Annotated in this window: 12 protein-coding genes; 1 reads left to right on the top strand and 11 read right to left on the bottom strand. The window is 48.4% G+C overall.

The genetic code is table 11. From position 1 onward, the window contains the following. Positions 1 to 11: 11 nt before the first annotated feature. On the bottom strand, positions 12 to 899 hold the full coding sequence (locus tag GJB61_RS24480) for a pentapeptide repeat-containing protein (protein ID WP_338116092.1): 888 nt from the start codon (positions 897 to 899) through the stop codon (positions 12 to 14). Beyond that, positions 892 to 2589: a glycoside hydrolase family 13 protein gene (locus GJB61_RS24475; protein ID WP_154121648.1), complete on the bottom strand. Its 1698-nt coding sequence runs from the start codon at positions 2587 to 2589 to the stop codon at positions 892 to 894. The genes GJB61_RS24480 and GJB61_RS24475 overlap by 8 nt, the downstream gene beginning before the upstream one ends. 219 nt (positions 2590 to 2808) lie before the next feature. On the opposite strand from GJB61_RS24475, the gene GJB61_RS24470 reads away from it, so the two are divergent. Next, positions 2809 to 3444, top strand: a complete 636-nt coding sequence (locus GJB61_RS24470) for an NAD(P)H-dependent oxidoreductase (protein ID WP_154121647.1) — start codon at positions 2809 to 2811, stop codon at positions 3442 to 3444. A 134-nt stretch (positions 3445 to 3578) separates the two neighbouring features. Here the strand turns inward: GJB61_RS24470 and GJB61_RS24465 are convergent, their stop codons facing one another. The 9 genes from GJB61_RS24465 to nifD all read right to left on the bottom strand — a co-directional run bounded on the left by GJB61_RS24465 (position 3579) and on the right by nifD (position 13804). Beyond that, a complete protein-coding gene (locus GJB61_RS24465) occupies positions 3579 to 4817 on the bottom strand; it encodes a BclA C-terminal domain-containing protein (protein WP_195724461.1) in 1239 nt (412 codons plus the stop codon). A 283-nt stretch (positions 4818 to 5100) separates the two neighbouring features. Then, positions 5101 to 6243, bottom strand: coding sequence for a homocitrate synthase/isopropylmalate synthase family protein (locus tag GJB61_RS24460; RefSeq protein WP_338116090.1), 1143 nt, complete (start codon positions 6241 to 6243; stop codon positions 5101 to 5103). Beyond that, positions 6240 to 6995, bottom strand: coding sequence for a HesA/MoeB/ThiF family protein (locus tag GJB61_RS24455; protein ID WP_154121646.1), 756 nt, complete (start codon positions 6993 to 6995; stop codon positions 6240 to 6242). The genes GJB61_RS24460 and GJB61_RS24455 overlap by 4 nt, the downstream gene beginning before the upstream one ends. A 38-nt stretch (positions 6996 to 7033) precedes the next feature. Further along, a complete protein-coding gene (locus GJB61_RS24450) occupies positions 7034 to 7600 on the bottom strand; it encodes a DUF269 domain-containing protein (RefSeq protein WP_154121645.1) in 567 nt (188 codons plus the stop codon). Then, positions 7584 to 7979, bottom strand: coding sequence for a nitrogen fixation protein NifX (nifX, locus tag GJB61_RS24445; protein WP_338116089.1), 396 nt, complete (start codon positions 7977 to 7979; stop codon positions 7584 to 7586). Before nifX ends, GJB61_RS24450 begins: the two co-directional genes overlap by 17 nt. Then, entirely contained in the window at positions 7954 to 9282 is a 1329-nt protein-coding gene (nifN, locus tag GJB61_RS24440) for a nitrogenase iron-molybdenum cofactor biosynthesis protein NifN (protein WP_154121644.1), read from the bottom strand. The genes nifX and nifN overlap by 26 nt, the downstream gene beginning before the upstream one ends. Beyond that, complete coding sequence (nifE, locus tag GJB61_RS24435) at positions 9272 to 10633, bottom strand: nitrogenase iron-molybdenum cofactor biosynthesis protein NifE (protein WP_154121643.1); 1362 nt, start codon at positions 10631 to 10633, stop codon at positions 9272 to 9274. Before nifE ends, nifN begins: the two co-directional genes overlap by 11 nt. A gap of 157 nt (positions 10634 to 10790) precedes the next feature. Further along, on the bottom strand, positions 10791 to 12350 hold the full coding sequence (gene nifK, locus GJB61_RS24430; protein WP_154121642.1) for a nitrogenase molybdenum-iron protein subunit beta: 1560 nt from the start codon (positions 12348 to 12350) through the stop codon (positions 10791 to 10793). Next, the gene (nifD, locus tag GJB61_RS24425) at positions 12347 to 13804 is read right to left on the bottom strand and encodes a nitrogenase molybdenum-iron protein alpha chain (RefSeq protein ID WP_154121641.1); all 1458 of its coding nucleotides are present in this window, start codon (positions 13802 to 13804) and stop codon (positions 12347 to 12349) included. The genes nifK and nifD overlap by 4 nt, the downstream gene beginning before the upstream one ends. Between the last annotated feature and the right edge of the window lie 86 nt (positions 13805 to 13890).

Below are 13890 nucleotides of genomic sequence, written 5' to 3'. Positions count from 1 at the left end.
ATATCATCGGCTTAAACAAGCTTATCTAACTTTGTGGACCAGTGAGTTGGACGAGTAAAGGCCGGGGGCAACAATGTGTTGGCATCACCCTTCGCCGCGTTGAGCTGGGCTTGGGTCAGAAAGAGACTCTCCGTGAGGTTGGCACCTCTGAGATCAGTGTCTCGTAAATCAGCCCCAATGAGATCAGCTACTCTGAGATCAGCATTTCTGAGGTCAGCGGCAATAAGGTAAGCCCCTCTTAAGTTGGCCCCTCTAAGATCGGCTCCTCTGAGCTTGGCACCGATGAGATCAGCTCCTCGGTTATAGGTTTTCTGACGCCCAGAGCTATTCTTGTGCTGACGACGAGCTTCAGTTCTCACGAGTTCACTGGTCTTTAGGAGTAGGGCGTTCACAGCTGCTCGATGGGCTGCCACGTCCAACTCCATAAGAGAGTCTGCATTAAGGAGCGTGAGACGTTCCGTCTCATTTAGTGCAGCGCTGAGTGCACCGTGAATCGGATAAGCCGATTGCAACGTAAGCGATTCGGTAAGATACCACAGCAGCTCATGGAGATGCCACATGATCGGGAACACCTCGAACATTTGCTTCGCAGAGGCTGGAACCTGCTGCCAGTCGTTACCACCGAAGGTGTGTTGGGAGACTTTTTGCCCAGCGCCGAAGCAGTCATACACTGTACAGCCTCGAAAGCCCAACTGCCGGAGGTTGTCGTGGATGCCGCAGCGGTAGTCTGTCTGCATGTTCACACAGGGATTGCCTGCTTCTTTATCCATCGCGAAGTCTGACGAAGTTGCAAAGGGCAATGCGGCACAACACAAACCAAAGCAGCTCTCGCAGTCAGCTTGAAGACTAAGGCGGCTACTGTCAGGGGAAGATCCTGAATATATATAATTCTCAGACACTGTATAACCTCCGTAGGTAAACCCTAGCCTCGTACGGACGAAGCTTCAGGTAGCTTAAATTCTCTTCTTTTTGGGGCGTATAATTGGATATCAGCAGCTCTAGAGTCCCCGGTGTAATCTCGGGCGGTAGCTCGAATACAGGTTCCCGCTCAAAAAAATTCAAAATGACCAGCAGTTGTTGATCCTCCAGCGTCCGGGTGTAAACATAAATTTCGGTATCTTCGGGTAACAGCAGCTTATAATCACCATACACAATAACCTTATGCTTTTTGCGGAGCTCAATCAATTTTTTGTAATAATTGTAGATCGAATCCGGGTCCTTAACTGCGTTCGCTGCGTTGATCTCCATATAATTCGAGTTTACTTTAATCCAGGGGACACCCGTCGTGAATCCACCCTCGTCACCATCATCCCACTGCATCGGGGTGCGGGCGTTGTCCCGGCTTTTTTTATGAATTGCACCCATAATTTCCGCTTCAGGAAGACCCTTCGACCGTTTTTCTTCATAATAGTTCAACGTCTCGACATCCCGATAGTCATCAATGGAATCGAAGGCGATATTCGTCATGCCAATTTCTTCGCCCTGGTAAATATAGGGGGTACCCTCCAGCATATGCGTAAAAGTCGCCAACATCTTGGCTGAAGGAATCCGGTAAAAGAGGTCATTCCCGAAACGGGATACCGACCGCGGCTGGTCATGGTTGCATAAATAGTTGGCATTCCAGCCACGGTTATGCAGAACCGTCTGCCAGTTGCTGATAATTTTTTTGAGTTCAAGCAGACTCCAGGGAACAACATCCCACTTGCCACTGCCCGCCGAGGCGGCGTCCAGGAACATATGCTCAAACTGAAAGGTCATGTTGAGCTCTCGGCGGCCGTCACCCACATAATCTAAAGCCTGCTCCGGCCCAAGTCCCGAGGTCTCCCCTACAGTCATAATGTCATAAAAATAGAGCACTTGGTCATGCAGATTTTGCAGCAAGGTATGTACATTCGCCAGATTGGAGAACATGTCATAGGCCCGTACAGTTTGGGTTCCACCCGGGTTAAGAGCATCCGGGAAACCCTCCGTCTTCACGATATGGGCAACTGCATCGAAGCGGAAGCCGTCAATCCCTTTTTTCAGCCACCACTGTACCATTTCATGCAGCTTATCAATTACGACAGGATTGTCCCAATTCAAGTCCGGCTGGAATTTGGAATATAGATGTAGATAGTATTCATCTGTCTGTGGGTCTAACTCCCAGACCGAACCGCTGAAATAAGACTCCCAGTTGTTTGGCGGACCTCCATTTTTACCTTTTCTCCAAATATAATAATCCCGCTTTGGATTGTCCTTCGATGACCTGGATTCTATAAACCATGGGTGCTCGTGGGATGTGTGATTCAGCACTAAATCCATCATCAGCTTCATCCCGCGCAAATGCATTTCCTGTAGCAGTCGGTCAAAATCATCCATCGTTCCAAATTCCTTCATAATGTCACAGTAATCGCTAATATCGTAGCCATTATCGTGATTAGGTGATTTATAAATAGGACATACCCAGATCACATCTATGCCCAGATTCTGCAGGTAATCCAACTTTGACATTATACCACGCAGATCTCCGATTCCATCTCCATTGCTGTCCATGAAGCTGATTGGATAAATCTGATAAACAACACTCTCTTTCCACCATTTCGGGTTCATCTCACTGCCTCCATCCTATGCGAGCACATTACTATATTTTAACCACACAGACCGGAAGAATAACAAATAATTATAAATCAGTGCTATTAGTTTGTTAGTGTTTGCTTTGTTATTTAATTGAAGATAATATGAGCAATAGTAGTCATATACATAAAATTTGAATTAAATTCCTAATCAAAATACTATTAACTATACAAATAGTAAGGAGGGGAAAATCCTATGTCCACTCTGTTGTACATCACCGCCCATCCGCACGATGCTTCAACATCCTACAGCCTGTCCGTCGGTGAGGAATTTGTACAGGTCTATCACACCACTCATCCCCAGGACGAGGTTATTCGCCTTGATTTATACCAATCAAATATCCCCCAGATTGATGCCGATGTTTTTAGTGGATGGGAAATTCTACAGAGCGGTGGAGCATTCGAACATTTAAGTCCCCAATCTCAAATCAAGGTCGCTCGCTTAAGTGAGCTAGTCGATCAATTTGTCGCCGTTGATAAGATTGTTATCGTCAATCCAGTCTGGAACTTTCTATTCCCACCCGTGCTCAAGGCGTATTTTGATGCAGTCTCCGTGGTTGGTAAGACTTTCCGATACTCGCCAACCGGTCCTGTTGGTTTGATTCCGACCAAGAAAGTATTACATATCCAAGCCTCTGGTAGCGTGCTTAGTGAAGGACCGATGGCTGGTTATGAATTCAGCAATAGCTATATCAGTAAACTATTTGCCTTCTTTGGAGTACCCTCCATTAACAGCATATTCGTTGAAGGGATGTCCGTTGCTCCTGAGCAAGCTGATGCCATCAAAGATAAGGCGATTCAAGTCGCACGTGAATTGGCCAAGAGCTTTTGAATAAAGTTAACTGGAGTTAAGAGAAGGGCTGGGCTGACCAGCCCTCACATAAATTGCACATACGGTTTATCCTCATAAGGCCTTACCCTTTTTATCCACTACCTTTGCAGAGCTAACCATCGTTTATATCCCAACTAACCTAATCTTTTAATAACTATAGATGCATTGACATTAGTTTGAGTACCACCGGCCAACGTCTGAAGGGTTACCGCAGAAGTTGAACTATGATTACGCAACGTAAGGACATCTCCCGAAGATAGAGCAAATATAGCCTGCCCGGTATTTTGTTGAGTGCCTGCACCTGAACCATATACCGTTCCCGGAACCAGTGCACCATTTAAAAACAATGCAAATTGGTTCGGTTCTACACCAGATACTGAAAAATTAACCTCATAGATACCCGCATCGGTAACGGAAATCGTAGTGGTACCAGGAGCGTGTGTAATTCCAGGTGTAAGAAAACCGTTTGTATCAAAAGCTACATCAGCCTCTATTGGAACCACCTGAGCTCCCAAGTTATAAACATACCCAAACTGTGCTAACCCACCTGCAGCTCCCGTGGCACCTGTTGCTCCTGTGGCACCTGCCGGACCTGCTGCCCCAGCTGTTCCAGCTGGTCCAACTGGACCTGTAACACCTATCGGCCCCGCCGGTCCTACTGCTCCGGCTACACCTGCTGGCCCCGCTGGTCCGGCTGGTCCAGCACCACCAACTGCTCCGGCCGGTCCTACTGCTCCGGCAACGCCTACTGGCCCCGCTGGTCCTATTGGCCCGGCCGGTCCTACCGGTCCTATCGCTCCAACTAATCCCGCAAGTCCAGCTGCACCAAGTGCTCCACCTAATCCAGCCGCTCCCGCTCCTCCGGTTGCTCCAGCAGCTCCTAGACCACCAACTGCACCAGCGGCACCAAGTGCTCCGGCAGCACCAAGAGCACCTATTGCCCCTGCTGCACCAGTTGTCCCAGCGGCCCCTAGCGCTCCTGCAGCTCCCAAGGCACCCAACATTCCTGCGGGTCCTAATGCTCCAGTTGCTCCTACTCCACCTAATGCTCCCGCGGCACCCAAAGCACCTAACGTTCCTGCGGGTCCAGTTGCTCCTATCGCACCTAGGGCACCTGCGGCTCCTAAAGCCCCTAGAGCACCTGCCGTTCCCAAAGCTCCGGTTGCTCCTACTGCACCTAACGCTCCTGCAGCACCTGCTGCTCCTAATACTCCCGCGGCTCCTGCCGCACCCGCTGCACCAAATGCCTCGACAGCTCCAGCTGCGCCTGCTGCACCTAGTGCACCTAATGGAATAGTAACGCGAACAATTTGCCTTTTGACGATAATTTCTTTACAGCAACAGTTACTCCTGGAAGATTTTTTTCTTTTCATACGGTTTTTATCTTTGCAAGGCAGCTCCACTTCTTTTTTATACATTTTCCGCTTAGGCTTAAGACGACCCAACCCCAACACCTCCATATTTGACCTGCTGTATACTACTCCATTTACCTAATGAGGGCATGGACATTTGTCTAGTAAGAGGCTATTTATTTATGTTTAGTCATATATTCCCTTGGGTGTTATGTATAATCAAATATTTAGGAACGTCAAAAAGGCTGACCGACCGGCAGCTATCACCAGGTACAATCAGCTTGCGCTTATCTCCTATTACACTTTAACCTGCGTCTCTTTCCCGCTGCTGGTCCTCCTGCGCCCACTCTACCAGCAAATACTCCGGGACATTGCCTTTATAGACTTCGGCATACTCCCTAACCCGTTCTAGTAGACGCCCAGCCATATCCGAGCTAACTTCCAGTCCCTCTCGTTTCAGCACATGCACTACACCGCCGCTGCCAGAATGCTTTCCTAGCACGAAACGGTGTTCTCTACCTACCTCTGACGGATCAAAGCTCTGATAGGTAGCTTTTTCCTTCATTAGACCATCCACATGAATTCCGGACTCATGCGTGAATGCCAAATTTCCTACAATGGGCTTGGCATCGCCTAAGCTACGGCCTGAAGCAGTAATAACTCTATCAGCCAGTGCCTTGAGATGCTCTGGCCGTACCACACACTCTCCGCCATACAGATAACGCCAAGCCATGGCTACTTCCTCCATAGCCGCATTGCCGGTACGTTCACCAATTCCCGCAACTGTGGTACTAGCCCAAGTTGCACCGGCCGAAATACCACTGAGTGTGTTGGCAACAGCCAATCCAAAGTCATTATGACAATGCACTTCAAGCTCAACATCAGCAGGAACTGCTCCCAATAAAGTGCTTACCCGTTCAGCCATTTGTCCCGGATGATGAGCCGATACTGTATCCGCATAACGGAACCAACGGATACCTTCTTTATATAATGCATTCACCAGTTCTATCAAGAATCTCATATTCGCTCTGGAGGAGTCCTCCATGCCTACCGAGACTGTCATTCCCGTTCTCAAACCATATTCCACCGCATGCAGCAGCTTGTTCAACCCTTCGGTGGGCGTTAGCCCCAGCTTGCCCTGCAGTTGAATTTCCGAGGTCGGAATGGAGATATGACTCCAGCTCACACCTGTTGCCCGCGCTTTATCAATATCGCTCACTACTGCACGATTCCATGTCATGATCTTCATGGGAAGATCCAACTCTGCGATAGCCGCGATATCCTCTTGCTCCCTTTTACCCATGGCAGGAATGCCTACCTCTGCTTGTTCTACTCCGCACGCCGACAGCATCTTGGCAATTTCCAGCTTCTCTGCCCTCGTGAACGAGACTCCAGCTGCCTGCTCACCATCCCTGAGTGTCGTGTCACATAGCTTGAGAATTTTCACAGATTACCTTCCTCTCCGCAGCAAGCGCATTTCGGATTACGGGTAACATGGACGCTGTAACAGGTGAAGTCGAGTGAGTTGAAGCGATGCATTACACCTGCATATGTCGTCCCTACCCTTGTAATCCATTTTACGGCTTCCAGCGCTGCCAGGCAACCTGCAATACCAGAAGTAGCTCCTAATACTGGAAACCCAAACGGCTCCCACTGGGGCTGAACATCCGGGTAAAGACATTCCAAACAAGGAGTTTCTCCAGGAATGATCGTCGTTAATGATATTTCAAACCCATACATGGCGGCCTCTACCATAGGTGTTCCTGTATCTATACAAAGACGGTTCAATTCATATCTCTCCGGAAAATCATAGCGAGCGTCGATCACGATATCGGCGCTCTCTACCCAAGACTTAGATTTATCATAATCAATTTTGGAATTATACCCTTCAATCTCAACTTCTGGATTAAGCCGTTTTAGATGCTGTATCGCCGTACTCATTCGTTCCATACCTAAATGATCACTATCCATCAGGATTTGCCGATTCAGATCCGGTGGAAGAATAATACCTTCGTGAGCCAAAATAAGCTTGCCGATTCCCGCCGCTGCCAGATAAAGAGCGGCTGTTCCCCCAAGACCACCTATTCCAGCGATCATCACTGTCGCTTCCTTCAGTGCATTCTGTCCGCTACTCCCCAGCAGCTTCAGTTGCCGAGCATACCTTTCCAGCTCTATTCCTCCGGCAAGCTGCTGCTTCATCGTGTTCTCCTCCTGTGACTGATATGTTGAACTCGAATTTAACCTTCTATGCTAAACGAACCATAGACAGCCGTCATTTCCTTATATTTCTCCAAAAATTCTAATCCTTCTTCCACACAAGCGAGACCGTATCGAATGACCTTATCCTCGGAAGTAAACGGGAAAGGAAAACCTGCCCGCAGGCTCTTTAGAACAAGAATAATCCGCCCGCTATATACCAGCGCACGTCCGAAGCCTTCTCCATTAATCTCAGCTGTGCTTTGGATAAGGGCACCACTTTTTTCCTCCATAACTCCAGCTATTGCTTGGAATAACACGGGCACCTGTAGACGTATTTTAGGGGGAACTGCACAGTTGAAATCGGACTGATCCTTATCTTCCTTAGAAGCCAAGAATAAGCGCTCAATCTTTTCCTGAGTTGACAGAGTAGCATATCTTCCAAAGTGATCCGTAATATCCAAAAGATTGCACAAGCGCCGGACGAAGATTTCCACCATGTCCTGATCCAGCTCCTTCTCAGCTGGACGACTGCGGCGCTTCACTGTTACTCCCTCCTGAAGACTCCGCGTGTTCATCATTCCACCTTCATTAGCCATGGATTCCATCCGCTTCCTCCTCCTCTTCCGCACGCAGTACCTTGGCAAGCCACATCGGGGGTTTGCCCTGCAGCATTTCAACGAGCCGCTTAACCTGTTCTTCTATCGAACTGCCTAAAGGCACCTTGACCGGCATGATTTTGCGGCGTGTCACCTTCGCAGCTGCTGAAGCACCAATCTGCATAATAAAAATGAGTGTACAATCTTCAACCGCCTCCAGCCGGCTGTCAATTTTACCTGATTCATCCTGATGCTGAATTTCCGGAAGCTTACGCAATTCTACAAGCTCCCCACCTCTTTTGGTTACATTGTAAATGGCAAACATTGGACTTTGCCCAAAATGGGCATTAACCCTAATTCCGTCATCTGTGGCGAATGCTACTTTCACGATGCCTAGCCTCCCTTTGCATTAACAAATTCCCTGCTTTATTCGTCCATTCCATTGCCCCCCGATAACCTACAGAGGTTGACATATAGGCACCCAGTTCATTCCAAACCGGGAATCCTGCTGGCATAAAAGCGGCGTCAATCCGTTCAGCTCCGCTAATCCCATGAGAATTTCCAATCCATAAATCGGCACCCTTGCCCAAGAATTCGGCGTCATCGAGATCCCCGATCCATATCTCGCGTTCCATCTCTACTACCACTGGCGTTTCATAGGAAGTTATCAGCGCTTTCTGCTCAACGCCCAGCTCTTCAAGCCACTGTGACACAGAGTAGAGATGATCTGGCTCCAAGGCAATTAGCGTAGACATTCCGGCAAATTGAAAATGTGCGTCAAGCATACTATCGAGCAGATTCTCCCGTTGCCAACAGTATCGCAGTGGCACCGACTCCCCACTGATCTGATGCAGGAAATGCAGCAGTTCATCTGCGGCCTTTAATCCCATTGCTCCCTGAAATACCTTGTAGGGTGTACCGAGCGCGTTATGCAGTCTTCTTGCCGGACGCTCCATGCTTCCACCGATCGCAATAGTAAGGCCGGATTGCAAACTTTGCAGCATCGAATCGAGCGGCACGCCACCTCTTGTCAGCGGAGAGAACCCAGTCAGTAAATGACCCGATAAAGAAGTTGAAATATCAGGTACGGCGATAACCTCAAAGCCAAAAGCTGAGATAATTTCCTTCAATTCCATCACATCACCCGGTGTCAGAAAAGATCCGGGCAGCAGCGTAATTTGGCGGGTATTCACATTCCTTGACCCCCGAGGACCTACCTGTTGAATCATCTCATCAATCATCGCTTCTACTGTGGAGCTGAAGCCGGATTCAAGCGAACCGCGAAAATCTGGCAGCGTCACTGAAAAAGCGAGGCCTCCGCGCATATTCCGTTCTCTTTTATACGACTTCAACATCGATTGATAGTCTACTCCAGCTACATCAGTCAGTTCCGTTCCAATTATGCCGATAATATCTGGGCGATGTTTGCTAAGGACCGTATTGAGTGCTTCCTCCAAATTACGATTCGCGTCAAAAATAACATCCATTTCTTGCAGTGCTGATGTTTGTACCGCAATCGGCTCGCGAAAATGCCGGGTTAACAGCGCTTTGGAAAAAGCAGAACAACCCTGCGAGCCGTGCACAATCGGCATCGCCCGATAACAGCCCTGCATCGCCAGCACAGCCCCCAGCGACTGGCCGATCTTAATCGGATTAACAGAAGTTGGTTTCTTCCTTTTATTAATGGTCATAAGGGTCCTCCTTATCCCATGGCGCCGGACTTGCGGCCAGCTTCCAGATCGGATTAGCAAGTGAATAAGTCAGTTCCTTAGCTAGCCTGAGCAGCCCCTCATAACCTGCATAGGCTTTATGTCTTTCCTGATTAATGTCGATGAACGGAATTTGCTCCTTCATTGCAACATACATATTCCGTCCGCCAGCAATCATAATATCAGCTTTGCGCTCCCGTACCGTCTTGATAATCCGACTGGCTCCCCCTTCAGGAATATACTCGGTATCGTCACCTACCCGATCGGCAATACGCCGTACATCATCTTCTGTGCTTTTGTTAGTGCCCACGCCAACCACCTGAACCCCTAACTCCTTCAGCGCAGATATAATGGACCAGCTTTTTACACCACCTGTATACAGCACCGCTTTCTTACCTTTCAGCAGCTTGCGGTAGGGACGCAGATCCTGTATCAGACGACTCTCCTCGCGTTCCGTCAGCCGATCTACCCGCCGCTCCATCTCGCGGTCATTCATCAGAAAGGCCATCTGCCGTAAGGAATAAGTCGTCTCCTTAGCCCCATAAAATGAACCCTCAAAGTAGGGGATGTTATATCTGGATTCCATTTCTTTAGCCAAACCAAGCAAAGCGCGGCTACAGACCACCATATTGACCTTAGCTCGATGTGCCCATGTGATTTCTTTGTATCTGGCATCTCCTGTAATACGAGACATAAGCGTAATTCCTGCGCTATTCATCAACTTCTCGATATCCCACATCTCACCGGCAATATTATATTCACCAATCAAATTCACACCCAGCGGAATCTCCCGCTCAGGTTCACCTGTACCGATAACGTACTGAAGTAATGCCTCGCCTGCCAAGCGATTTCCAAGGTTCTTGCTGCCAACGAATCCGGGACTATTCACCGGAATAACCGGAATGGCTAACCGTTCAGCCGCTTCCTTACATACCGCGTCCATATCCTCACCGATCAATGCCGTTACACAGGTCGCATATACAAATATTGCCGGAGGCGCAAAGCGCTCGGCAATATAGTTGATGCTATCACGTAATTTCTTCTCACCGCCAAAAATAATATCGGTATCGTTCAAATCTGTAGCGAAGCCATATTGAGAAAGTGAGGGACCGCTCGTAAGAGTCCCTCTGCTCTCCCAACTGTTACCGGCGCAGGCAATAGGTCCATGGACAAGATGTGCGGCATCCATTATAGGCAGTAATGTGATTTGTGCTCCGTCGAAGGAGCAGCCTCCGGCTGCCTCTCCAGGTTTGGGCCGTGGACATGGCTTGGACTTGGGAGTTACGCTCCCGCATTCTTGCGCATCAATCTCATCTTTTCGAATCGGCTCCATCGGCACTTCATCTCCTTCGCTAGGGTGGATGATTCCTTCATAGCATATTACAAGAATCCCGGCCTACCGTTGTCCCCGGATTTAGTGAATATCCGTTGCCGGAAACCGGGGGACTAGGAGACGCCGGGTTGCTTACGATTTATTGCATTTATTCGGATTAACGCACCAGTTCGAAGTTAAAACCTGAATTATTATCATCCAGCTGTTGCAGTACGGTATTCACAATTAAACTCAACAGATTCAAAGTTCCTTGATAGCCGATAATAGGATACCGATGCATATGATGACGGTCAAAGATTGGGAAGCCTACCCGGATCAGGGGTACATCAGCGTCCTTAGCAGCAAATTTCAAATGAGAACTGCCAATAGCCAAGTCAACCGGATCAGTGAGCAGCAGTGAACGCATATGCCACAAGTCTTTGCCGATATGAACAGTTGCTTCCGAACCGTAAGGACTGGATGCCAGCAGAGCTTCGGCTTCTATCTTGAATTTCTGATCATTGAAATCAACTTCGCCATTGGAGCATACGATATGCACCGGCTCCATCCCGATTTCCAGACAGAACCCAATCAGGCCGATCAGAAGATCCGGATCACCTACAAGCGCAACTCTTTTACCATGAAGGTAAGGATGGCTATCCATGAGTGCATCCACTACCCGACCACGTTCTTCAGTGAGTGATGCCGGAATAGGAAGACCTGTCATTTCACTAATGGTTTCCAGCAGCTTATCTGTACCTTTGATGCCGAGCGGCGTGGATAGTGCAGAGATTTCCTGCTTCCAGGTTCCGCTAATATATTCCTGCGTCTTTTTCAATGTGTACTTTTGCAGCGATAGTGTACCCAGTGCATTGGCTGCCAGTGGTACATCATCAAGCTTGGTACCCCCATAGTAGTACTCGTATTCTCCCGTTGCCGGCGAGTCGTAATTGCCGCTATGATCGCCGAGAATGGTATATTCCGTATCAAAAGCATTCAATATTTTGCGCATTTCAGCAAAGTTTCCGGTGTAAGGCTCGAATCCAAGCATCACATTCAGCTTTTCTCCCGTTCCTTCGCCGCTTCCTGGAGTTCCTTGGATACCAGAGCGAGTGTACAGGTAGCTCAGAATTCCTTTGAGCATGGCATCATAACCCGTAATATGCGAACCGACAAAGCTTGGCGTATTGCAGAAAGCCACTGGGAAATCTTCAGCAATAGCTCCTTTAATACGGGCGTTGCCGATAAAAGAGTTAAGGTCATCACCGATAACCTCGGCCATACAGGTAGTACATACAGCAACCATTTCCGGTTTGTAGAGCGCAATACTATTCTCAAGACCATCAATCATATTGGTCATTCCGCCGAAGACAGCGGCATCCTCGGTCATCGATGAGGAGACGGAAGGCGTTGGTTCTTTAAAATGGCGGCTTAGATGGCTGCGGAAGTAGGCATTGCAGCCCTGTGAACCGTGAACGAACGGCAGTGTTTTTTCGAATCCGAGTGCTGCCATAACCGATCCAAGCGGCTGGCATGCTTTGTGGGGATTAATAACTACTGATTTACGGTTGAAATTCTTTTCCATATACTCAGCAGATTTGGAGTAGGCGAGCGCTTCAGCAGTTTCCTGCTCACTGCAAGGCGCTTCAAACTGCTTTTTGTTCTCCCGCTGCTGCACGTAGCGTTCTTCCTTAAACAGATTGTTATTGTCTTTAATGTCCAGGTTGTCCTTACTCATATGCTCGCCCCCTCTGGTTGGATTTTTTCCTTCTTATTCACTAAATTCCACACGGGGCTGTTTACCGTCATATCCATGTCCTTGGCAAAAACCTTGAAGCCATCGAATCCATGATACGGACCGCTGTAATCCCATGAATGCATCTGACGGAAAGGAACACCCATCTTATGGTATACATATTTTTCTTTTACGCCCGAGCCTACCAAATCAACACCCAGTCTCTGCGTGAGCTCTTCCAGCTCATAAGCAGTCGGGTCATCCATGACGATCGTTCCTTCATTCAACATCGGAAGCATTTTTTCATAGTCATCTTTGTGAGCAAATTCATAACCGGAGGCCACGATATCCATGCCCAGATCTTCATAAGCCCCGATAGTGTGGCGGGAACGCAATCCACCAATCATCAGCATTACTTTTTTATTTTCCAGACGAGGTTTGAATTTATTGATAATGGCATCCATTACCGGCTTGTGTTTGGCAATCATTTTCTCGCAGTTCTCCTGGATCGTTTCGTCGAACAGAGCCGCGATTGCCCGGAGACTTTCATAGGTCTTGGTGGGTCCAAAAAAGTTATATTCAATCCATGGAATACCGTACGCTTTCTCCATATGATCAACCATGTAGTTCATGGAACGATGACAGTGAATCAGGTTCAATTTCGCTTTATGGGCAACTTCCAGTTCATTGAGCGAACCATCGCCGGACCACTGGGCAATAATGCGCAGGCCCATTTCTTCCAACAGGATACGGGAAGCCCAAGCATCGCCGCCGATATTGTAATCGCCGATGATATTAACATCGTACGGACCCGTTTCAGCCAGTTCGGCACGGCCCATTACGAAATCGCGAATCGCATCATTAGCGATATGGTGACCGAGCGATTGGCTGACACCGCGGAAACCTTCGCAGCGTACTGGAACGATTGGCATATCAAGCTCTTTGGACATTTTCTTGGACACGGCTTCAATATCGTCACCGATCAGTCCTACAGGACATTCGGATTGAACGGATATCCCTTTAGCAAGTGGGAACATTTCCGTAATCTCACGCATAATCACTTCAAGCTTCTTATCTCCGCCGAAGACGATATCCGTCTCCTGAAAATCACTTGTGACCTGCATAGCCGTAAAGTTGTCGATACCGAGCGTACCGTTCGCAAAGTTACGACGTGTGCCCCAGCTATATTGTCCGCAGCCGACTGGGCCGTGACTGATATGAACCATATCCTTGATCGGTCCCCAAACCACACCTTTAGATCCTGCATACGCACATCCGCGTGGCGTCATAACGCCGGGACGCGATTTAATATTTGATTTTACGGCGCATGTACCACAATCTATGGCTTCCTGAGTACTCACCTGAAAATGTTTTTGGCGATCTTTCCGTGCCTTCACGGGATAAGCTTCTAATATTTCTTCAACTAACTCTTTATTCGCCTCAATATCCAGTCCCATTTGTTAACCCTCCTTTTCATGGTGCAGAGCGTTAAACCGCCTGCGTGGCAATTGCGTCACTTCAAAGTTCATCCGGTGAATCGACC

The organism is Paenibacillus monticola (assembly GCF_009664975.1).
GTDB lineage: Bacteria > Bacillota > Bacilli > Paenibacillales > Paenibacillaceae > Paenibacillus_AQ > Paenibacillus_AQ monticola.
Note: the sequence above shows the minus strand (reverse complement) of the source record. Positions and strands in the feature narration are given on the sequence as shown.